Origin of the sequence: Halonotius terrestris (assembly GCF_006861665.1) — an archaeon.
GTDB classification, from domain to species: domain Archaea; phylum Halobacteriota; class Halobacteria; order Halobacteriales; family Haloferacaceae; genus Halonotius; species Halonotius terrestris.
The window spans coordinates 397,668-418,789 of the sequence record NZ_RKLU01000002.1 but is presented as its reverse complement, the minus strand read 5'-3'; the positions used below and the strand labels follow the sequence as shown (position 1 = coordinate 418,789).

The window sequence follows — 21,122 nt, the reverse complement described above, 5'->3', positions numbered from 1 at the left end:
CGGCCGCAACGACAGCCGCCCGGCACGAGGGTTTCCCGACCGACATGGCATGCCGCCGCTGGATGAGGTCGGGCGTTAGTGTTCCGGGCGACAGTTTTGCGCGATGAATGACGGCGGGATTTATTTCAGTCGACTCGAAACACGGTAGGCATGACCTTCTATGGTGGCACTGAACTGGCATCGGTCTATGACGATGCACTCGATTCGGGCTTCGGCTTGATCGCAAGCAACATCGCCGAGCCGAACACGATGATCGGGCTGATTCAGGGTGCGGCACAGGCCGACTCCGACCTTCTCCTGCAGATGAGCAACGGGGCCTGCACGTTCGCCGGCAACGGCGACCCGATCGCGGGCCTGCGCGTCATGGGCAACTACATCGAACGGATCGCCGCCCAGTACGACATCGGCGTCTTCCTCAACATGGATCACCAGACCGACCTCGATACTATCCAGCGACAGGTCGAACTGGAGATCCCCTCCTCGATCATGATCGACGCCTCCCACGAGGAGTTCGAGGAGAACGTCGCCCGCAGCAGCCGGGTCGTCGAGATGATCGACCAAGCCGACGCTGACATCCTCGTCGAGGCCGAACTCGGGAAGATCAAAGGGGTCGAAGACGAGATCGTCTCGGAGAACGCCTTCTACACCGATCCCGAGCAGGCCGTCGAGTTCGTCGACCGCACGGGGTGTGATCTGCTGGCGATCTCAGTGGGGACCCAACACGGCGTCGCCAAAGGGAAAGACCTCGAACTCAAACCCGACCTGACCGAGGAGATCCGCACCGCCCTGCGCGACCACGGTCTCGATACGCCGCTCGTCCTGCACGGCTCCTCAGGCGTCCAGCCCGACCAGCTACAGGAGATGCTGACCCACGGGATCTGTAAGGTCAACAAGGACACCCGGTATCAGTACGAGTACACCCGCACCGCGTTCGATCTCTACCGCGAGGAACCCGACGAGATCGTCCCGCCGGAAGGCGTCGATGATCACCGCGATACGTTCTTCAACGATGTGGAGTGGGCGCCGAACAAAGACCGCTTCGATCCCCGCGTCGCCGGCCGAAACATCCGCGACCGCATCGCCGAGGTGTACGCCGACCTCGCGGAGGTCTCGGGGAGTGCGGGCCGCAGCAAATTCAACTGAATCGCTACCGACGACCGTCGCCGAACGGCGTCGACGATCACACCCCACTGAAGGGGTGAAATTAAGCGGCCGCCCACTATAGGGACAGCCATGTACGAGACGATTCTGGTGCCGACCGACGGCAGCGAGACCATTCAGCGAACGCTCCCGCACGCCCTGAAGTTGGCCGCCGACAACGACGCGACCGTTCGCGCACTGTCGGTCGTCGATATCCGCTCGGTGCAGGCCGCCGGGGACGACGACCGCGAGGGCGTGGACGCGGAACTCACCGCCGACGCCGAAGCCGCCGTCGAGGAAGTCGCCGACGCGGCCGCCGCGGAAGGGCTGGATGTCGAAACGACCGTCCGGCGTGGGACGCCCGACAAGGAAATCGTCAAAGAATCGAACGAAGAGAATATCGACGTGATCGTTATCGGCACCGACGGCAAGACGCCACGGGAAAAACTCCGCTCGCTCGGCAGCGTCTCCGAGCGCGTTGTCGACAAAGCCGAGGTGCCGGTGTTCGTGATCAAGCAGGCCGCCGACGAGGGTGCGGAGTAGGCGAGCGGTGACTGCAAGACAGTGCGAGATCGCCGAGCGACACGCTTAACCGCGGAACGCAACCACCAAGAGGTAATGCGTCCCGTTCGACCGGAGGTGTCGCTGTGAGCTCCGAATCGGCTGACGGCGAAGCCGCCGGCGAGTCAGCCGCCTTCCAGCAAGCCTGTGAGGAGCTCGTCGCCCGGATCATCGACGGCGAAATCGAACGCGATGACCTCGAATCCGCGAAGCTGGATGTCTGTTCCGAGTACTCCTCCCCGAAAGTCCCGAAAAACACCGAGCTACTGGAGTACGCCCCACAAGAACACCGCGATACCGTCAAGGCCGTCGTCAAGCGCAAGCCGGTGCGGACGGCCTCCGGCGTCTCGCCGGTNGCNNTNATGACCTCNCCGCANANNTGCCCNCACGGGAAGTGTCTCTACTGTCCCGGCGGGCCGGCAAGCGAGTTCGACTCCTCACAGAGCTACACCGGCGAGGAGCCCGCGGCCGCCCGCGGCGNCCAGAACGACTACGACCCCTACGGNCAGGTCACNCTCCGNCTNNACCANCTNCGNNNGATCGGNCANCCCGTCGANAAGGTNGANCTCATCNTNATGGGNGGGACGATGACCGCCCGGAGNCACGACTACCAAGAGTGGTTCGTCAAGCGCGCGCTCCAAGCGCTGAACGATTACGACCTCGACAGCGAACCCCAAGCCGCCGAAGGCGAAAGCTTCGCGCAGGACCCCGACGAGTACGAGTTCGAATATCTCGAAGACGTGATCGCTGAAAACGAGACCGGCGACATCCGCAACATCGGGACGACCTTCGAGACNAAGCCNGACTGGTGTGANCCNGAGCAGATCNACCGNATGCTNNNNCTCGGCGGGACGAANGTNGANGTCGGCGTCCAAACGACCTACGAACGCATCAACCGCGAGATGCACCGCGGTCACGGCGNGCANGCNNNCATCGACGCNAACCGCCGGCTNCGNGACGCNGGNTTCAAAGTCGGTTTCCACATGATGCCCGGCCAGCCCGGNATGNCNAAGGAGATGTGTCTNGAGGACTTCCGNNGCAACTNTTCTCGAANTCGGANTNNAAGCCGGANTACCTNAAGATCTANCCNACNNTNGTCGTNCGNGANACNCTCACCTACGACATGTGGCGNCGCGGCGAGTACGANCCGCTGNNNAACGAGGAGGCNGCCGAACTCNTCGGCGAGATCATGGGGATGATTCCGAAGTACACCCGCCTCCAGCGCGTTCAGCGGGACATTCCTGCCGATTTCATCGACGCCGGTGTCTGGAAATCCAATCTTCGGCAGTTGGCTCAGCAGTACGCCGACGACAACGGCATCGAGTGTCGGGATATTCGCGCCCGCGAGGTCGGGATGAACGAGGCCGAGCCAAACCCCGATGATATCGAGCGTGACGTCCTAACATACGAGGCCTGCGGCGGCACTGAACACTTCATTAGTTTTGAGGATACCGAACAAGACCTCCTGATCGGGTTCTGTCGCCTGCGGTTCCCGAACGACCCGGTGCGACGCGAGCTACAGGACGCGGCTATCGTCCGCGAACTGCACGTCTACGGGAGCGAAGCCGGTATCGGACAGGACGCCGGCGAGTCCGATTGGCAACACCGTGGCTACGGCCGCCGACTGCTCGAAACGGCCGAAGAACTGGCTGCTGACGCCGGATTCAACAAACTCAGTGTGATTTCCGGGATCGGTGTCCGGCAGTACTACCGCGAAAAGTTGGGCTACACGCAGGACGGGCCGTATGTCAGCACGTGGCTGTAGCAGTGGCCCGCTGACGACACGATGGACGCGGTGCTTGGGGCTGCAACGACCACATGCTGCAGCAGTAGCGAAGAGCTACCGCATCTAGTAGTGTCCGATTTTTACAAGTAGAGACGTATTGTCTGACTATCATTTTCGATGAAAGGTCACTGCAATTTATATTGGATGCCGACCGAGTAGTGGCCACATGATCGCGGTCTCTGACGCACGCGCGGCTGAAGATACAACTCGCAGCTATGGGCCCTGTCTCTTGGGGTCGATCTCCGGGGAGACGGCCCGCGGGCGCGGGGCGGCCGTCGCACACGCGTTGGCGACGGCGCGGAACACTGACCTCTTGCTGACGGAGTCGATCGATTCCGCGGACGAGCTTCCACAGAGCCACCGAACGTCTCACAGCCAGGAGGCGACGACGCTCAATACGGCAATGAACCTCGAACCGGTCGTCAGCGAGCAATCACCGTCGGTGGCCGTCTTGGAGCGGCAGTCCGGCCCGTCGTTCCTCTCGGATCTGCGGGCCAACACGGCCGAACGGCTTGCCGACGAAACCGACGTCCTGACCGTTGATGGGCGCGGACAAACCGATACCATCGCATCGATCCTCGTCCCGATCGCCGGCGGCCGCCACAGCCAGTTGGCCGTCGAAGCCGCTCGCGCGATCGCCGAGGCCAACGACGCCGCCCTCGACCTCTTTCACGTAATCGAGGCTGACGGGGAAGCCGACCGCGAGCGGGGCGAGCAGATCCTCGCCACCGCAGCGACGGCTATTGGGGACTTCGAATCAGTCGATACGTGGCTCTACGAAGCGGAGTCGGCCGCGGACGCCATCATCGACCAGTCGTCGTACTACGACCTGACTGTGATGGGCGCGCCGACGGTCGGCCCGCTGGAGCGGTTCGTCTTCGGCTCAACTTCGACAAACGTCCAGCAGGAAGCCGACTCGCCGATCGTCGTCGCCCACGCGCACAGCCCCTGAATCAGGGGCTATTTTCTATTCCGTGCCGCCCGCGAGATCGCTGGCGACACCTGTGTAGCCGGTCGGCGTCAACGCCAGCAGTTCCTCCCGGACCGACTCATCCACGTCGAGTGATTCGAAGAGATCGTAGAAATCCTCGATCGTGACCTGCTTGCCGCGCGTGAGTTCTTTCACCCGTTCGTAGGCGTCGGTGTCGCCCTCCCGGCGGAGGATCGTCTGGACGGCCTCGCCGATGATTTCCGGCGTTGATTCGAGGTCGTCGGTCATCACCGCTTCGTTGGGGACGATCTTGCCGAGGCCGGCCTGCGTCTTACCGTAGGCGATNAGACAGTGNGCNANNGCNGCNCCGATGTTGCGCTTGACCGTCGAATCCGAGAGGTCNCGCTGGAGCCGGGAGGTNGTGACGTAGTCGCCGAGGAAGNCGAGGTCGGANTTNGCCTTCGAGAGNTTNCCNTCNCTGTTCTCGAAGTCGATGGGGTTCACNTTGTGCGGCATCGTCGANGANCCGGTTTCGCCCTCAACAGTTCGCTGGCCGAGGTAGCGATCCGAGATGTAGAGCCACATGTCCTGATCCAAGTCGATAAGGACGTTGTTGACGCCGCGAACCGCGTCGAAGAGCGCGGCTAAGTCGTCACAGGGGTTGACTTGTGTCGTCAACGCGGTGTGGTCGAGCCCCAGATCAGTGACGAAGGATTCGGAAAACGTCTGCCAGTCAACCTCGGGGAACGCTGCGTGGTGGGCGGCGTACGTGCCTGAGGCCCCGGCAAGTTTTCCAGCAAGGTCGTCGCTGGCTTGCGTGAGCCGCGCCATCGTTTTCCCGAGTCGGGCGGCGTAAACGGCCATCTCTTTGCCGAACGTCGTCGGCGTCGCCGGCTGGCCGTGGGTGCGGGCGAGCATCGAGAGGTCGCGGTGCTCGTGGGCGAGATCGGTCAGCGCGTCGCGGANNTCCCGGAGNTCCGGCANNAGNACGTCCTCGACGGCNGGNTTGACNANCAGCCGCTGGGCGAGGTTGTTCACGTCCTCGCTGGTCAGCCCGAAATGCAGCCACGGATAGAGTCGTTCGGCATCGCCGACGGCAGCGGCTTCGTCCAGCCGGATTCGCAAGAAATACTCGACGGCTTTCACGTCGTGGTTGGTCGCGCTGTAGCCCGCCGCGCCATCAACTTCGAGCTGTTTGATCAACTCGGCGTCTTCGGCGTCGAAGGCCTCGTAGGTCTCGCGGATCGCTGCCTGCTCGTCGGGTGTGAGATCGAGGTCAACAGCGTCAACGTCGGCTAAGGCGATCAGGTACTCGGCTTCGACACGGACGCGAGCGCGCATGAGCCCGGATTCGCTGGCGTACGGTGAGAGGGGGGCCGTCCGGCGGCTATACCGCCCGTCGAGCGGCGAGACCGCCGCCAACGGGTCACTACGGGAGAGATCAGTCATAGCCGACGGTGCCCGTGGGAGTCGCAAAAGCATGTCGATGGCCGAAGGCCGGCGTTTGTGCGTCGGTGACGGGTGACTGCGGAAGCCGACCGCAACTGTTTTTCGGTCGCCCGGGCACCCAATGGTATGGTGAAAATCGCCGGCTTAGCGAGTAATCGCGGCCGAAATCTGCTGCATATCGCCGACCGCGCGCCGGGCGGTGCGGAGCTGGCTATCGTCCTGACAAACGAGGATGGCGCGCCCGTCTTGGAGGGCGCGTCGGAACGTGGAATTCCGACCGAAGTCGTCACCCGCGAGGACGGCGAGTCCCGCGAGTCCCATGAACAACGGATCGTCGAGACGCTGGCAAGCTACGATTTCGATCTGGTCTGTCTCGACGGCTACATGCGGATTCTGACCGACGAGTTCATTGACAACGTCCCGACGACGCTCAACGTCCACCCCTCTTTGCTGCCGGCGTTTCCCGGGATNGACGCCCACGAGCAGGTNCTCGANNCCGGCGTNCGCNTNACCGGCTGTACCGTNCACGTCGTCNNCGAGNNGGTCGANGNCGGNCCCATCGTCACGCAGGAGNCCNTCCCNNTCTACGAGGGCGACGCTGTCGATGACCTCAAAGAGCGCGTCCTCTACGACGGCGAGTTCACCGCCTACCCGCGAGCGGTCCGCTGGTTCGCCGAAGACCGCGTGAGCGTCGACCGCGCGGCCGAAACCGTCGAAATCGATGGCGACACCGGCGGCGACTTCCCGCAACGACGACTGGTCGCCGATGATCTCGCCGATACCTTGCGATACGGCGAAAATCCCCATCAGGACGGTGCNGTNTACGCCGACNGCNCCTGCGAGGAGGCNAACGTCGTCACCGCTCCGCAGCTGAACGAGGGGGCGAAGGCGCTGTCGTACAACAACTACAACGACGCCGACGCGGCGTTGGACCTGNTNAANGAGTTCGNCGAGCCNGCCGCNGCCGTNATCAANCACACCAACCCCGCGGGCTGTGCGGTTGCGGACTCGCTGGCCGACGCCTACGNCNANGCNCTNNNNACNGACCCGANNAGCGCNTTCGGCGGCATCGTCGCGCTCAACCGCGAGTGTGACGCCGCGACGGCAGAGCAGGTCGTCGACTCCTTCAAGGAGGTCGTCGTCGCGCCGGNCTACACNGACGCNGCNCTCGACGTNCTNACCGAGAAAGACAACCTCCGCATCCTTGACGTGGGCGAACTCGGCGAGGTCTCGGAGACGATGACCGAAAAACCGATTGTCGGCGGGCGACTCGTCCAAGAGCGCGACCTCGCATCGCCCGACCCCGATGAGTTCGAAGTCGTCACCGAACGCGAGCCGACCGACGAGGAACTCGAAACGATGTCGTTCGCGTGGCAGACCCTGAAGCACGTCAAATCCAACGGGATCGCCTTCGCCACCGGGACCGAGACGGTCGGCCTCGGCGTCGGGCAGGTCTCCCGCGTCGATGCCGTCGAACTCGCGGCGANGAANGCCGAGNNNNACGCNGANGGNAANTCNGCNGANGGCGCNGTGATGGCCTCNGACGCCTTCTTCCCGTTCCCGGACGGTATCGAGGAGGCGGCCGACGCNGGNATCGNGGCGGTNATCCAGCCCGGCGGCTCCGTCAACGACGAGGACGTGATCGNNGCCGCNNACGNNCACGGGATGGCGATGGTCTTCACCGGGATGCGTTGTTTCCGACACGACTGAGCGAAGCGAAGGAGTTGCGGAAGTCAGCGAACGAACGCAGTGAGTTCGCGCGATTTCTGCCAGGACTGAGAACCCCTCCAAGCACCAGCACTTTGTGTACACATCAAGAATCGGGAGCCATGTCTGCTGGCCCTCATCGAGCGATTCGCCGGCGAAACCGCCCGTCGCAGTGTCAGTCCCGACTGACGCCTGATAGCTGCCGCCCTACCGGAGGCTCCGGATGGTAGCACTCGCGTGGTCGGCGGGCCGGCTCCTCGCGGCCCTGTTCTTAGTCGCGCTCAACGGTTTTTTCGTCGCATCGGAGTTCGCCCTCGTCCGGATTCGCTCGACGGCGGTCGATCAGATGGTCGAAGAAGGGCGGCCGGGCGCGGGAACACTCCAAGAGGCGGTCGGCAGCCTCGACGACTACCTCGCGGCGACGCAGTTGGGGATCACCGTTGCCTCGCTCGGACTGGGGTGGATCGGCGAGCCCGCGGTCGCCGCGCTGATCGAACCCGTTTTGGCCCCGGTGTTGCCGGCGGGGACGCTGCATCTCGTCGCCGTCGGGATCGGGTTCAGCGTCGTCACCTTCCTTCATGTCGTCTTCGGCGAGTTGGCTCCGAAGACCGTCGCCATCGCCGAAGCCGAGAAGATCGCGCTGTTGATCGCGCCGCCGTTAAAGCTCTTCTACTACGTGTTTTATCCGGGGTTGGTCGTGTTCAACGGCGCGGCGAACTGGTTCACCGGGCTGTTGGGCGTCCCGCCGGCCTCCGAAACCGATGAAACGCTCTCCGAAAAGGAGATCCTGATGGTGTTGAGTACCGCCGGGAGTGCCGGGACCGTCACCGGCGACGAGGTCGAGATGATCGAACAGGTCTTCGAACTCGACGACACGACCGTCCAAGACGTGATGGTGCCGCGCCCGAACGTGGTATCGATCCCTGCGGACATGGAGTTCGCGGCCGCGCGCTCGTTGGTCGCCGAACACGGCCACACCCGTTACCCAGTCATCGACGACACTGGCGACGAGGAGGAAATCGTCGGCTACGTCGACGCGAAGGATCTGTTGGAGGCGTCCGCCGAGGACACCGAGAGACTCACCATCGCCGAGTTGGCCCGCGAGGTGCCGTTGGTGCCGGAAACCTTGGCGGTCGACGATCTCCTCTCGTTGTTCCAAGACGAACACACCCAGTTCGCCGTCGTCATCGACGAGTGGGGGACGCTGGAGGGGATCGTCACCGTCGAGGATACCGTCGAACTCGTCGTCGGCGACCTCCGGGATGCCTTCGACGCAAAGGCTCCCGAGCCGGCGATCCGCGAGGACGGCGAAGACACCTACGTTGCCGACGGCGCGTGTTCGATTCAGCAAGTGGGCGACGCGCTCGACACCGAATTCGATACCAGCTACGGAACCATCGGCGGGCTCACGCTCGGCTTGCTCGGCGGCTCGCCAAGCGTCGGCGAGACGGTGACAACTGGCGGCTACCAAATCGAAGTCACCGCGGTCGATGGAGCCAGAATCGAAACCGTACGGCTCACGCCGGTAGACGAGGAAGCAAACAACGGCGAGGAAAGTGACGCGGCGTAGAGACCGCGCGCTCAGTCGAGTTCCGACAGATAGCGTGGTGGCACGTGATCTGTTGTGTAGACACTCTTTCCGCGTTTCGTAATCGTCTGGCCGTCGGCTTGCATTGGCGCAGCGTTGATCTGTAGAATCACGGGATCGGCCGCATGGCGACTCCCGACTTCTTTCGCGTCGTCGACTGATTCGCTGAGGTGGACGTACTGCCGGCTCATCGGTTTGAGCCCTTCTTCGCGGATCGATACCAGCGCGTCGGGCGAGGTGCCGTGATAGAGCGTATCCGGGACCGGCGTCCCGCCGGAATCCAGATCGACGGCGACCGAATGGCCGTAGGCCGCCCGCACCCGCCCATCGTCGACCTCGAATCGACCTTTCGGATCGGTTCGAATGATTCCCTCGACGGCCTCGCGGTCGATCCCGTACTTTTCGCTCGCGCGGTCGACGACGGTGTTGAGGGTGGTCCAGCCAGCGTCGTCGAGATCGAGACCGGCATCGTCGGGAAAATGCCGCAACGCACCGCTGAGAAACTTTGACACCTGTCTTCGGGTCGATCCATTGAGGATGTGGGTGCCGGACGTGCCGCAGGTGGGGCACGTCGCGCTATCAAAATAGCCGTGTTCGTCGCAGTACGAAATGTCGCTCATTGTCGCTTCGGTTGTTATCACAGCTATTTGCCACCGGCTGATGGAAGTTTCGCTGCTGACGCGCTGCCGGCACTACGACACACTCGACGACCCGACGGTTATCTGCCGCCCGACGAGCACCAAGCTCCCGAGTAGCATGAGCACGGCCACCGGTAACAGGAACTGCAACGCAGTCAGCAGCGCGCTTGAGGCCTGAATCCCGACGGCGATCAACACGACTGGACCACAGCAGGCCGTCCCCGAGAGCAACGCCGGAATCCCGGCGATCAGCCCCGATGAGGATTGGCCGATCCCGCAGGCCGCCGGCTGCCGCCACGCAAGATAGCTCACCGCGAGGTTCAGCCCGACCAGCGCGGCGACCGCACCGCCGATCAGCGTGTTCAGCGATGCCAAGTAGGTGACCGGCCCAAGAGCGACGCGCGCAATCGGGCGAAACGAGAACGCCCCTTCCGAGCGAAGCAGCGTCGCCAGCGGATCGTCGACGACGGTGACGCTGAGGCCGCCAAGCCCGGCGTCGAGATGACCGATACCCCAGAGATATACGAGAAGGTACGCGGTGGTCACGATAGCAAAGACAGCCTGCCCATCACGGCGGCGGAGTGTCATCGCCACCGCAGCGCGCGTCCGCGAGACGGCCTCGCCGAACCGTTCTCGCCTCGTGTTAGCCATAGACGTTCGTCTCTGGGTAGTAGCCGATCCAAGCGAACCACATCGCGTCGAAGGTGTGGATTCGGGAGAGTGGGAGAGCGTCGGGTGCATACGTCGAGCCGCCGCTAGCGATTTGGCCGTCTGCCTCATGGCTGACTGACTGCTCGTCTGGATTCCGGTAGACGTAGGCGGTGTCGTAGCGATCATCGTAGACTGCCACGACCGGCGTGTTGCCGAGTTCGCCCGTCATTACGCGGTTCTCGCGGAGCGCGTCCTTCAGGAACGCGACCGCGCCGTCGGCCGCTCTCGCACCCATGACGACGCGCTTGCGGTGGTAGCGGTCGTCCTCGACCCGCCCCGGAAAGATCATGTTCTCGGTTTCGTAGTAGCCGCCGCGTGGATTGTAGGAGCCGTAGGGATCGCGGCCGTAGTTTTTCGCGTGGCCGGTATCCGTCGAGAGGACCTGCGTCTCCGGGTGTTGCTCGCGCCACTGCTCCCACGTCGTCCAGATCAGGCGGAACTCCCGTAGCGAGCGAACCTCGGGGGTTTCGTTCCACGGGCCCGGGATCGCAGTCGCAAGAATCTGTGGCCACCACGCCTCAGTCGTCCGATCGTACATCACGAGATTAGCGTTGATGAGACGCCCGGAGACGCCGAACTCGGTGTTCCCGCGGTAGAAACCCTGTACGGTGCCGGTCAGCGGGCAGTAGGTGACGCTGACAGGTGTCCCATCGAGGTCGTCGTTGACGATTTCGTGAGAGACGAGTATCTTCTGCGGGTAGGCTTTGATGGCTCCGTCGCTGGCGACGCCGAAGACCGGATCACCCGGATCGAGGAAATCGACGGCGTCGGGGTCGATGAAAGAAGGCTCGTCGATGGAGGGAATGCCGTCTTTGGGTGGCCCGCCGGAGCGCGCTTCGTCTCGGAGGGTGGCCGGCTCGGCCGGGAGCGGCAACCGCTCGTCGACCGTCGGGAGGTCAAGCGGCCGGGTGAACGAGTCGGTGCCCGACCCGCCGCCAGTACAGCCAGCGAGGGCGGTGATCCCGGTCGCAGCGAGGAGGTGGCGTCTGGTAGGCCGGTGCATGGTGTTCTTTCGCCGGACCGTTACATAACCGTTGAGCGAGTGTGCAGCAGCCATACACTCCCCCGCGGGAGTTAGCCGTGTCGATAGGCAGAACCACAACAGATTTGAGACCTCCCCCGCCAGTTGCACGTATCATGCCCTCCAGTATTGTCCTGTTCGGCCCCGGAACCGGGCCAGCGGCCGTCATCACATCCATATTTTCGGTACTGGTACTGCTCGTCCAGCTCGCCCTCGTGGTGTGGACCTACACCGACGCAAAGGACAACAGCGATCAGCCGGCGTTCCTGTGGGCGATCGTCGTCTTCCTCGCCCCGCTGCTCGGGATCGTCCTGTACTTCCTGCTCGGTCGGAAGTAATCACACAGCCCGCCGTTTCTTGATGCTACCCGCAAAGAGAGTGGTATGCAACATCGCCGCCGACTGATCGCGGTCATCGCTACGATCGCTGTCGTCGCCCTCACCGGCTGTAGCGGGCTCGCGCCGTTGCCGACGCCCGATGCCGAGCCCACAGCCGCGCCCGTCGATACCGTCGCGGGGCCGTCGTGGAACGTGACGGTCACCCACGTCGTCGACGGCGACACGGTTGATATTCGGTACGAAAATGGATCAACAGAGACGGTCAGGCTCTTAGGCGTTGACACGCCCGAAACCCCGCCGAATCAGGTCGGCCCCGACGAGTTCGAGGGGATTCCCGACACGGACGCCGGGCGCGACCACCTAACTATGTGGGGCGGCCGCGCCACTGATTTCGCCGAGCGGGAGTTGGCCGGCCAAGACGTTCGACTCGTCGTCGACCCCGAAGCGGACCGCCGCGGCGGCTACGGGCGGCTGTTGGCCTACATCTACGTTGACGGCGAGAATTTCAACAAACAGCTCCTCGCCGGCGGCTATGCCCGCCTCTACGACAGCCCGTTCACGCTCCGAGATGAGTTCGCGGCAACCGAAGCAACCGCCCGGGAGGAAGGCGTCGGACTGTGGGGGTTCGATGAATAGGATGGATTGAGTCGAAGGCTAATCCAAGTAGCCACTGCGACCGCTGGGTCCTCAGTCATGTGGGACCGTCGTGTTGAGCAGCCGGCCGCCGCAGTTCGGGCAGTCCTCGGTCTCGAAATCGCCCTCGATCCCGTTGCCACAATCCAGACACACGTAGAGACTCGTTTGCGACGGCGTCGATTCTGTGGTAGTTCTTCGCATACAAGAACTCACGTCGCTGTCGGGGTGAGGATACTCCTTGGTCAGCCAAGGTCAGACGGCGACACCGAGACGCACTCACTCGGTGCCCATGATCGAATCCCGCGCCGTTGTGAACTGCTCGGCGGTAATCACCAGCTCGTCGGCGTGGTCGTTGGCGGCCGTTCCCTCGTACTGCTCGGTCAACTGCATGATCGCCAACAACGACGCCTCCCGGCAGATCGACGTGAGGTCAGCACTGGAGGCCCCTTCGGTCGCCTCGGCGATAGCATCGAGATCAACGTCGTCGGTCAAGGCCATGTTGCGCGTATGCACCCCGAGGACGGCCCGGCGGGTCTCCAAATCGGGGTTCGGGACTTCGATAGATCGCTCCAGCCGCCCGGAGCGGAGCAACGCCTCATCGAGGCTGTCCTTTCGATTGGTCGCCGCCAACACGACGAGGTTGGGCGTATCGCTGAGGCGGTCGAGTTCGGTCAGCAGTTGGCTCACGACGCGGTCGCCGACCCCCGAATCGCTGCCGAGACTGTCGCGGTCGCCGGCGATGGCGTCGATCTCGTCGAAAAAGATGATCGCCGGCGCGGACTGCCGGGCGCGCTCGAAGACCTCCCGGACGGCCTTCTCGCTCTCGCCGACGTAGCGATCCAGCAGTTCCGGCCCGCGCACCTGAATGAAGTTGACCTCGCTTTCGCCCGCAATCGCACGTGCGAGTAGCGTTTTCCCCGTACCGGGCGGCCCGTGGAGGAGCACGCCGGTCGGCGGCGTCGTATCGGCGGCGTCGAACAACGGCCCGTACTGCAATGGCCACGTCACGGCCTGTTCGAGTTGTTTTTTGGCTTCGGTGAGCCCGCCAACGTCGTCGAAGTCCGTCGTCGGCTGCTCGGCGACGTACTCCCGCATGGCCGATGGTTCGACCGCCGTCATCGCCGCCTCGAAGTCCTCGCGGGTAATTTCGACCGACCGGAGATCCTCGCCGGCGTGTCGCGTCCGCCGGAGCGCGGTCATCGCCGCCTCCGTCGCAAGGCTTTCGAGGTCCGCGCCGACGAAGCCGTGCGTGCGGGCAGCGAGTTTGTCGATATCCACGTCGTCGGCNAGCGGCATNCNGCGNGTGTGNACNTCGAGNANNTCCCGNCGNCCNGCCTCGCNNGGGNCGCCGATCTCGATCTCGCGGTCGAANCGGCCGCCACGACGCAGAGCGGGATCGAGCGAGTCGACGCGGTTGGTCGCGCCGATGACGATCACGTCGCCGCGGGCGTCCAGCCCGTCCATCAGCGAGAGGAGTTGGCCGACGACTCGGCTCTCTACGTCGCCGCCGTCGTCGCGTTTGCCAGCGATCGAGTCGATCTCGTCGAAGAAGATGATCGCCGGCGTGTTGTCGGCCGCTTCCTCGAATTTCTCGCGGAGTTTTTCCTCGCTTTCGCCCTTATACTTCGACATGATTTCCGGCCCGGAGACAGTGAGAAAGGTCGCATCGACCTCGTTGGCGACGGCCTTGGCGATGAGGGTCTTCCCCGTTCCGGGCGGGCCGTGCAGGAGGACGCCCTTCGGCGGATCGACGCCGAGGCGAGTGAAGATTTCCGGCTCCGAGAGCGGCAGTTCGATCATCTCGCGGACGAGTTCGAGTTCGTCGTCGAGGCCGCCGATGTCCTCGTAGGTGACGCCCGTCGCCGGCCGCTGTGGCGCGTCGCTTCGCTCGCCACCCGTTGCGCGGTCGACCGTCTTGCGGAGTTTGTCGCCCGCTGACTCTCCCCCGCTCGCGTCGCTGCCGGTGATCGGCGAGACGGTCACAGCTGTCGATCCGGTCACCCGAACGGTCCCCTCGGGATCGGTGTCGGTGACGACGAACCGGCTGCCGGCGAGGCGTTCGATCCGGACGCCCTCGCCGGTTCTGATCGGCCGATCCCGCAGGCCACGTTTGACTGCCGTTTCGATGGTGTCGTGGGCGATATCGACTGCGCCGAGTTCATCGGGTGCTTGCAGCGTCACCGAGTCGGCCTCGGCGACTGATTCCTTCTTGACGCGGACCTGCTCGCCGACTTTCACGTCGGCATTGGCGCGAGTGTCGGCGTCGATGAGAACGGTGCCGGCGGCGACGTCGTGGCCACCGGGCCAGACCTTGGCGACCGTCGCCGTCTGGCCTTCGATGATGACCGTATCGCCGCTCAGTACGCCGAGCTCGCGGATCGCACTGTCCGGCAGGCGGGCGATCCCCCGGCCGGCGTCGCGTTTCTCCGCGCTCCGAACGGTGAGTGCCAACCCCTCGTCGTCGCTCATGGCGTGGCCTTGGACTGCCTGTGGTTTAGGGTTCCCGACACGTGTGGTGTGCTACCGTGCCTTTTACTCTGTGACAGTCAGATCAACGCAGAACTGGTCGCCGAAGGGATGGTCGTAATCGATATCGGCTGCCTCGTAGACGCCGGCTAGAATCCCCAGATCCGCACAGCGAAGGCTGCCGGCTGTCGCCGTCAGTCCCGTTTTCGGGAGTGCCAGCGTGAGCGTTTGCTCCGGTTCGACGGCGACGCCAGCGGTTTCGCCGGTCGTGGCATCAACGCCGGATGGCACGTCCAACGAGAGGGCCGGCGCGGCCGCCGACTGCATCTCGGTGATGAGGTCGCCAGCGGTGCCCCGCGGCGCGCCGGTGAGGCCGTAGCCGATGAGTGCGTCGATGATGCGGTCGGCGTCGCTGATGGCTGTCGCGGCCGGTTCCGGTGCTGCATCGGCGTCGATGATCTCGACGCCCATTCGCTCAAGCAGTCGAAGCTGTGTTGCCGGCGCACCCTCGTATTCGTCGGGTGAGCGGTCGAGAACGATCGAATGGAGTCGGTCGCGGGCGGCGAGGTGGCGAGCACAGGCCAATCCACCGCCGCCGTTGCCACCGCCGCCAGCGACAACGACCATCTGGTTCGCGTCGCTTTCGAGGGCGGTACGACTCAGCGTTCGTCCCGCGTGTTCCATCATCTGGATGATTCCCAGCCCGAACTCCTCGACGGCGACGCGATCGACTTCGGCCATCTCCGCGGCCGTGACAGCGGGAACTGGCTCGCCGTGGGCAGTTCGAAACGCGGCAGCGTCCATACGTGGGGTCGCCCAGCCGGGTACAAAGGCGCGTCGCCGCCGGGCACTCGCGTTACTCAATCGGCGAGAACACAACGAGGCGGTCGTCGGTCGTCTCGCGGGGCTCGACGGTTAGCTGAACCTCGTCGCCGATGATATCCTCGTCATCGCCGATTGCGTCGGGATCGATCCCGCGGACGATGCCCGTGATCCGCACCGGGCCGAAGTCGGCGATGGCACTGACATACGGCGCGTCGGCGGCGAAGCCCGGCGTGGCGACGTGGACGACGCTGTAGGTTTCGATCCTGCCGGTCTCGGGCAGCGGCTGGCGTGTCAGGTCGGTCGAACCGGTTTCGGGACAAACGCGGCGCGGCGGCAACGAGCCGACACCGGCTGGTGATTCGAGATAGAATCCCTCACCGGCGGCGATGGCGTCAAGCCACTCGTCGTAGCTGGCTGGCTCACTGTCCGCGGTTTGGTTCTCCTCGGTCATTCTGCCACCTCCAACACGTGGACGACCGCGCTGGCGACGGTGCCGCCGGCGTTGTGTGCGACGCCCGTCGTCGCGTCGGCGACGTGCTCGCTGTTGGGATGGTCACCCCGCAGCAGTCGCGTGAGTTCGGCGATCTGGCTGCCGCCGGTCGCGCCGACCGGATGGCCCTTAGCTTTCAGGCCGCCCGAGAGATTGACCGGGCAGTCGCCGTCCGGGGTCGTTTTTCCGTCGCGGGCGGCAACAATCCCTTCGCCGCTGTCGGCGATGCCGAGCGATTCGAGGGCCATCGCTTCGGCAATCGTGAAACAGTCGTGGACCTCGGCCACGTCGATATCAGCGGCGGTGATACCGCTGTCGGCGTAGGCGACCTCGGCCGCTTCGGTCGCGGCCGGCGTTTCGGCAATGGCGTCTCGATCCTGTAAGGCGAGTCGATCGCCGCCCTGTCCGACACCCGTGATCTCGACCGGCGCGTCGAGATCGTTGGCGGTGACGTACTCCTCGGATGCAAGGACGACCGCGCTCGCGCCGTCGGTGATCGGGCAGGCATCGTAGAGATGCAGCGGTTCGGCGACTGGCGGCGCGTCAAGCGCGTCATCGACGGTGATCTCGCGTTGGTACTGAGCGTACTCGTTGGGGACGGCGTTAGCGTGGTTTTTGACCGCGATGTGTGCGAGGTCCGCACGGCCGCCGCCAAACCGGTCGAAGTACGCCTGTGCCATGAGTGCGTAGGCACTCGGGAACGTCATGCCGGCGCGGACTTCGTAGAGTTCGTCGGCCGCAATAGCGAGAGCCTCGGTCGCCTCGCCGGTATCGAGGCAGTTCATCCGCTCCATCCCGCCGGCAACGACGAGGTCGGCAGTGCCCGCGCGGATCGCCTCCACGGCGGCTTTGACCGCGACGCCGGCGGAGGCGCAGGCCTCCTCGTATCGCGTCGCTGGACAGTCGAGGCCGGCAGCCTCGGCCATCAGCGGGGCCTGGTGGCCCTGCTGCTCGGCGAGCGCGCCCATGAAGTTGCCGTAAGCGAGCTGGTCGACGGCCGCGCGGTCGATTTCGGCGTCGTCGATAGCGGCCGCGGCGGCTTCGGCGAAGAGGTCGCGGCCGGCGCGGTCGCCGTGATCGCCGAACGGCGTCAGGCCGACGCCAGCGACGCGGACGGAAGTCATACTGGCACTTGCAACCCCCAGAATAAAACGTTGGCTCGGAGTCGACCGCTCAGCGAACAGCCGCGGCAGCCTCGCCCATGATGTCGATAGCTTCCCGCAGCGTCTCCTCGTCAGTCGCATACGAGATGCGGGCGAGTCCCTCGCCGCCCTCGCCGAATGCCTCGCCGGGGACGACGATTACCCCGCGATCAATGCATTCATCGACGAACCCATCGGGCACGCGCGGCATCGCATAGAACGCGCCGCGCGGCGTCGGACACTCGATGTCGTGCTCGGCGAGCCCATCGAGTAAAATATCCCGACGACGACGGAACGACTCGGTCATTTCATCGACGACGGCCTGTGGTCCGTCGAGGGCGGCTTCAGCGGCGAACTGCGCGGGCGCGCTCGCACAGGCTTGGGTGTATTGGTGGACGCGCAGCATGCGCTCGATGCGCTCGTTGCTGGCGATGACCCAGCCGAGTCGCCAGCCGGTCATCGAGAACAGCTTCGAGGCGGAGTTGACGACGACGACGTTGTCGCTGTCGGCGTACTGGATCGGCGAGTGGTGTTCGCCCTCGAAGATCGTGTACTCGTANACNTCGTCNGANANGCAGAGCACGTCGTGCTCGTCGGCGATGCGNGCGAACTCGCGNATATCGTCCTCGCTGGNGACNGCGNCGGCACCGGTNGGGTTNGCGGGCGAGNNGANGACGAACGCNGCGGTGTCGTCGGTGATGGCGTCCTCGACCGCGGCGGGATGGAGCGTCAGATCATCGCGGAGGCCGACCGGCACAGGCTCGCCGCCGACGAGTTTTGTGAGGGCGTCGTAGGACACAAAGCCAGGATCGGGGATGATGACCTCCTCGCCGGCGTTGACGTGCGCTGCGAGTGCGAGATGGAGGGCTTCGCTGCCGCCGGACGTAGCGATCACGTCGTCGGGGTAGACGTCAATTCCTTGGTCGCGGTCGTATTTGGCAGCGATAGCTTCGCGGAGTTCGATGCGGCCTTTGTTCTCAGTATAGCCGTCGGCTTGGCCGGCTTCGATGGCCTCGACGGCAGCTTGGCGGGCGTGCTCGGGCGTCGGGAAATCCGGCTGACCGAGGCCGAGGTTGATCGCGTCCTCGCCGGCGGCTTCGAAGACTTCACGGATACCACTGATCGAGATCCTCTCGACGCGGTCGGCAAATACAGTCATACTCACAGCAGGGGCCACCGGGCTGATAGCTTTTCTCACTCGGTCGAGTCCGTCGCCAGGGCATCGAAACGCTCAGGGACCACTCGATCATAACAGGCGTATGGACCGTTCCGGACTCCGCTATGCCGCCGGCGCGCTCGCGGTCGCCGTCGCAGGGATTCACTTCTACTGGGGGTTCCCGCAGTTGGTCGTCTATCTACAGGCCGGCCAGTTCCCCGACCCGCGGCCGCTGCTGTTTCTCGCCTCGGGAGCAGCGATTCTGCTTGGCATCGCCCAAATCCTCGACGGCCGCAATCCGAAACCGATCTACCTTGCCGGCATCGCCCTGATAGCCACCTACATCGTCGGCTACGCGCTGTGGCATACCGGCCTCGCCCACGGTGCGTTCTGGCCGTGGGGGCCCGAGCCGATCACCCACGACGAGGCCGCATGGCGGGTCGTCCTCGCGCATTTGGCCAACGACCCGCTCGCCTCGGTGTCGAAACTCCTCGAAGCAGTCCTCCTTGGACTGTTGACCGTGCTCTATCGCAGCGACGGGGCGGCGCGGGACGAAGGATTGCCAGCAGCGATCCGCGGTGAATAATCTTTTAGGGGTTGTTTCCGTCGGCACCGATGTGAGCCGACTGAAACGGTTTATTCGGCGACTCTACAAGTACGAGACGAACTTGCTTGAGGACATCGCAGCCTCGACGATCATCTTTCTCGGCATCTCGATCGCGTGGTCGTACGCGCCGAACGCATGGCCGCAGGCGATCTACTACATCATCCTCGCTATCGGCCTGTTCGGCTACTTCAAATTCGTCAGTCCGCCGCCGAACGAGCGTGAGAAGAGTAACGACGCTTAACGGCGGTTAGCAGACCGGTTTGGGGTTGACACCCATCGCTTCTAGCGACTCGGTGTACTCGTCGTAGGCGGCTTGAATCGCCTCGCTTGCGGCGTCGTGAGCGCGCTCACGGTCGTCGTCGGTTGCACAGACCGTTTCGATGAGCTCGGCCGCCGCGTCGATCTGTTCGGCAACGTCGCTGCCGAGCCCGCGGAAGAGACTGGCCGTCTGTGGGTCGGCTTCGCCGGTGAAATAGCCCGTATACTGCTCTTTCGACTTCTTGGCGACGAGACAGCGACCGACGAGGCCGCCGGCCCGCTCGACGGTGTCGTCGAACCCGCGCAATACTGACTGGATCGCCGGCAGGTCGTTGTCGGCGGCCCGCGGCGCGTCGTCGATCTCGCCGGCGACGGTCTCGTAGTGGTCAGCCTCCTCGTCGGCGACACGGGCGAACAGTTCGGCCGCTCCCTCGTTTTCTTCGTCGTCGGCCCACGCTCGGAAGGTCTCGCTGGCGGCGTCTTCGGCGATGGCTGCGGCGCGAAGGACGTGCTCGGGATCGAGGTCGCCGTCGGTTTCGGCGTACAGTGCTTTCGATGAGCCGAGCCGCGAAAGCGCGGTCTGGTTGGCCTCGCTGACGCTGTCGACGAAGTCGCTGGCTGTCATACCCGTCCGTAGACAGCGAGGGGTCTTGAGTCCTACCGGTTCGGATACGGTACGGTTCAGACTGTTGCGAATCTTTCGAGAACGCCCCGAAAGCCCCCGACGGCTCGGCTCCCGGGACTCGCTGCGCTCCTCGTTCGCTTCGCTCACTGCGGTGCTTGCGTCGTCCGGGTTCGCCGAGCCGCCGGCCCCTTTCAGTCCCACCCGCGTCGGCGGACTAAGCAGTCGCAGTCGGGCGGGATTTTCGAGTGGGTCGATTTGCTACAGCTAGTCCAAATGCAATTTTCGACGCACGGCTACAGGGCTGTGCGGGTCTGGCGTCAGCCAAAAAATAACGGAGTTCGGAACGCGCTACTTAGTCGTCTGCTTCGCCCGTCTCGANGGGNGCGCCGACGAGGTTCCCCCACTCGGTCCACGAGCCNTCGTAGTTGATNGTGTCGTCGTAGCCGAGCAGCTCGTGCAGCGCGAACCACGCGACGGAGGAGCGCTCGCCGATGCGGCAGTAGGCGACCGTGGTCCCCTCGCCGTCGATGCCCTCGTCGGCGTANAGCTCNCGNATCTCGTCNGCGNNCTTGAANGTGCCGTCGTCGTTGGTNACGGCNGCCCACGAGATGTTCTNCGCGCCGGGGATGTGNCCGCCGCGCTGGGCNGTCTCCTGNAGGCCNGNCGGGGCGAGAATCTCCCCGGAGAACTCCTCGGGCGAGCGCACGTCGACGAGCGGGATGCCGCGTTCGACGGCGTTCTCGACGTCCTCGCGGTAGGCACGGATGGACTCGCGCGGGCCGGAGGCCTCGTAGTCGACGGCCGAGAAGTCCGGGGCCTCGTCGGTCGTCGGATAGTCGTTGTCGATCCAGTACTCGCGGCCACCGTCCATCAGCTTCACGTCGTCGTGACCGTAGTACTTGAACTGCCAGTAGGTGTAGGCGGCGAACCAGTTGGAGTTGTCACCGTAGAGGACGACCGTGGAATCCTCGGAGATACCGNGNNNNCCNAGCAGNNCCTCGAAGTCNTCCTTCGNGAGGATGTCGCGGGTNGTCTGGTCCTGNAGNT

The 21,122-nt window shown here is 64.5% G+C and carries 21 protein-coding genes and 1 pseudogene (1 of these 22 only partly in view); 10 read left to right on the top strand and 12 right to left on the bottom strand.

From position 1 onward, the window contains the following. Positions 1-150 precede the first annotated feature (150 nt). The 4 genes and pseudogenes from fba (at position 151) to EGH24_RS05750 (ending at position 4,439) form a co-directional block, all read left to right on the top strand. Positions 151-1,143 (top strand): class II fructose-bisphosphate aldolase, encoded by a 993-nt coding sequence (fba, locus tag EGH24_RS05765; RefSeq protein WP_142979205.1) that lies wholly within the window; start codon positions 151-153, stop codon positions 1,141-1,143. 90 nt (positions 1,144-1,233) lie between these two features. Further along, positions 1,234-1,683, top strand: a complete 450-nt coding sequence (locus EGH24_RS05760; protein ID WP_142979204.1) for a universal stress protein — start codon at positions 1,234-1,236, stop codon at positions 1,681-1,683. 104 nt (positions 1,684-1,787) lie between these two features. After that, positions 1,788-3,466: pseudogene (locus EGH24_RS05755) on the top strand (tRNA uridine(34) 5-carboxymethylaminomethyl modification radical SAM/GNAT enzyme Elp3). Between the two features lie 187 nt (positions 3,467-3,653). Then, positions 3,654-4,439, top strand: coding sequence for a universal stress protein (locus EGH24_RS05750; protein WP_142979203.1), 786 nt, complete (start codon positions 3,654-3,656; stop codon positions 4,437-4,439). A 15-nt stretch (positions 4,440-4,454) separates the two neighbouring features. Here the strand turns inward: EGH24_RS05750 and purB are convergent, their stop codons facing one another. Continuing rightward, complete coding sequence (gene purB, locus EGH24_RS05745; RefSeq protein ID WP_142979202.1) at positions 4,455-5,867, bottom strand: adenylosuccinate lyase; 1,413 nt, start codon at positions 5,865-5,867, stop codon at positions 4,455-4,457. A gap of 126 nt (positions 5,868-5,993) precedes the next feature. On the opposite strand from purB, the gene EGH24_RS05740 reads away from it, so the two are divergent. Continuing rightward, the gene (locus EGH24_RS05740) at positions 5,994-7,577 is read left to right on the top strand and encodes a formyltransferase family protein (protein ID WP_142979201.1); all 1,584 of its coding nucleotides are present in this window, start codon (positions 5,994-5,996) and stop codon (positions 7,575-7,577) included. Between the two features lie 220 nt (positions 7,578-7,797). Continuing rightward, complete coding sequence (locus EGH24_RS05735; RefSeq protein ID WP_142979200.1) at positions 7,798-9,144, top strand: hemolysin family protein; 1,347 nt, start codon at positions 7,798-7,800, stop codon at positions 9,142-9,144. A gap of 11 nt (positions 9,145-9,155) precedes the next feature. Here the strand turns inward: EGH24_RS05735 and EGH24_RS05730 are convergent, their stop codons facing one another. From EGH24_RS05730 to EGH24_RS05720, 3 genes are all read right to left on the bottom strand, one after another. Beyond that, positions 9,156-9,782 carry an RNA 2'-phosphotransferase gene (locus EGH24_RS05730; RefSeq protein WP_142979199.1) on the bottom strand — a complete coding sequence of 209 codons (627 nt, stop codon included), beginning with the start codon at positions 9,780-9,782 and terminating at the stop codon, positions 9,156-9,158. A gap of 72 nt (positions 9,783-9,854) precedes the next feature. Next, on the bottom strand, positions 9,855-10,451 hold the full coding sequence (locus tag EGH24_RS05725) for a hypothetical protein (protein WP_142979198.1): 597 nt from the start codon (positions 10,449-10,451) through the stop codon (positions 9,855-9,857). Beyond that, positions 10,444-11,514, bottom strand: coding sequence for a DUF3179 domain-containing protein (locus EGH24_RS05720; protein ID WP_142979197.1), 1,071 nt, complete (start codon positions 11,512-11,514; stop codon positions 10,444-10,446). The genes EGH24_RS05725 and EGH24_RS05720 overlap by 8 nt, the downstream gene beginning before the upstream one ends. Positions 11,515-11,648: 134 nt before the next feature. Between EGH24_RS05720 and EGH24_RS05715 the strand changes: the two genes are divergently transcribed. Both EGH24_RS05715 and EGH24_RS05710 read left to right on the top strand, forming a co-directional pair. Continuing rightward, the gene (locus EGH24_RS05715) at positions 11,649-11,870 is read left to right on the top strand and encodes a PLDc N-terminal domain-containing protein (protein ID WP_142979196.1); all 222 of its coding nucleotides are present in this window, start codon (positions 11,649-11,651) and stop codon (positions 11,868-11,870) included. A 45-nt stretch (positions 11,871-11,915) separates the two neighbouring features. Beyond that, positions 11,916-12,506, top strand: a complete 591-nt coding sequence (locus tag EGH24_RS05710) for a thermonuclease family protein (protein WP_142979195.1) — start codon at positions 11,916-11,918, stop codon at positions 12,504-12,506. Positions 12,507-12,557: 51 nt separating this feature from the next. Here EGH24_RS05710 and EGH24_RS05705 read toward each other — a convergent pair whose 3' ends face one another. The 6 genes from EGH24_RS05705 to EGH24_RS05680 all read right to left on the bottom strand — a co-directional run bounded on the left by EGH24_RS05705 (position 12,558) and on the right by EGH24_RS05680 (position 18,588). Beyond that, positions 12,558-12,707, bottom strand: a complete 150-nt coding sequence (locus tag EGH24_RS05705) for a rubrerythrin-like domain-containing protein (RefSeq protein WP_142979194.1) — start codon at positions 12,705-12,707, stop codon at positions 12,558-12,560. A 75-nt stretch (positions 12,708-12,782) separates the two neighbouring features. Next, positions 12,783-14,975: an AAA family ATPase gene (locus EGH24_RS05700; RefSeq protein ID WP_142979193.1), complete on the bottom strand. Its 2,193-nt coding sequence runs from the start codon at positions 14,973-14,975 to the stop codon at positions 12,783-12,785. Positions 14,976-15,038: 63 nt separating this feature from the next. Further along, on the bottom strand, positions 15,039-15,776 hold the full coding sequence (locus EGH24_RS05695; protein WP_142979192.1) for an NAD(P)H-hydrate epimerase: 738 nt from the start codon (positions 15,774-15,776) through the stop codon (positions 15,039-15,041). A gap of 52 nt (positions 15,777-15,828) precedes the next feature. After that, positions 15,829-16,248, bottom strand: a complete 420-nt coding sequence (locus tag EGH24_RS05690; RefSeq protein WP_142979191.1) for a Zn-ribbon domain-containing OB-fold protein — start codon at positions 16,246-16,248, stop codon at positions 15,829-15,831. After that, positions 16,245-17,411 carry a thiolase C-terminal domain-containing protein gene (locus EGH24_RS05685; RefSeq protein WP_142979190.1) on the bottom strand — a complete coding sequence of 389 codons (1,167 nt, stop codon included), beginning with the start codon at positions 17,409-17,411 and terminating at the stop codon, positions 16,245-16,247. Before EGH24_RS05685 ends, EGH24_RS05690 begins: the two co-directional genes overlap by 4 nt. 49 nt (positions 17,412-17,460) lie before the next feature. Beyond that, positions 17,461-18,588, bottom strand: a complete 1,128-nt coding sequence (locus EGH24_RS05680; RefSeq protein ID WP_142979189.1) for a pyridoxal phosphate-dependent aminotransferase — start codon at positions 18,586-18,588, stop codon at positions 17,461-17,463. Positions 18,589-18,688: 100 nt separating this feature from the next. Here EGH24_RS05680 and EGH24_RS05675 point away from each other — a divergent pair, with 100 nt between their 5' ends. Continuing rightward, on the top strand, positions 18,689-19,171 hold the full coding sequence (locus EGH24_RS05675; protein ID WP_142979188.1) for a hypothetical protein: 483 nt from the start codon (positions 18,689-18,691) through the stop codon (positions 19,169-19,171). Positions 19,172-19,202: 31 nt separating this feature from the next. Then, positions 19,203-19,433, top strand: a complete 231-nt coding sequence (locus EGH24_RS05670) for a hypothetical protein (protein ID WP_142979187.1) — start codon at positions 19,203-19,205, stop codon at positions 19,431-19,433. 6 nt (positions 19,434-19,439) lie between these two features. Here EGH24_RS05670 and EGH24_RS05665 read toward each other — a convergent pair whose 3' ends face one another. Next, positions 19,440-20,075: a rubrerythrin family protein gene (locus tag EGH24_RS05665; RefSeq protein WP_142979186.1), complete on the bottom strand. Its 636-nt coding sequence runs from the start codon at positions 20,073-20,075 to the stop codon at positions 19,440-19,442. 352 nt (positions 20,076-20,427) lie between these two features. After that, a protein-coding gene (locus tag EGH24_RS05660) for a sulfurtransferase (protein ID WP_142979185.1) crosses the window boundary here: on the bottom strand, positions 20,428-21,122 show its 3' portion. The gene runs 172 nt beyond the window's last position; only the last 695 of its 867 coding nucleotides appear in the window; the start codon falls outside the window, past its right edge — the gene reads right to left on this strand; its stop codon occupies positions 20,428-20,430.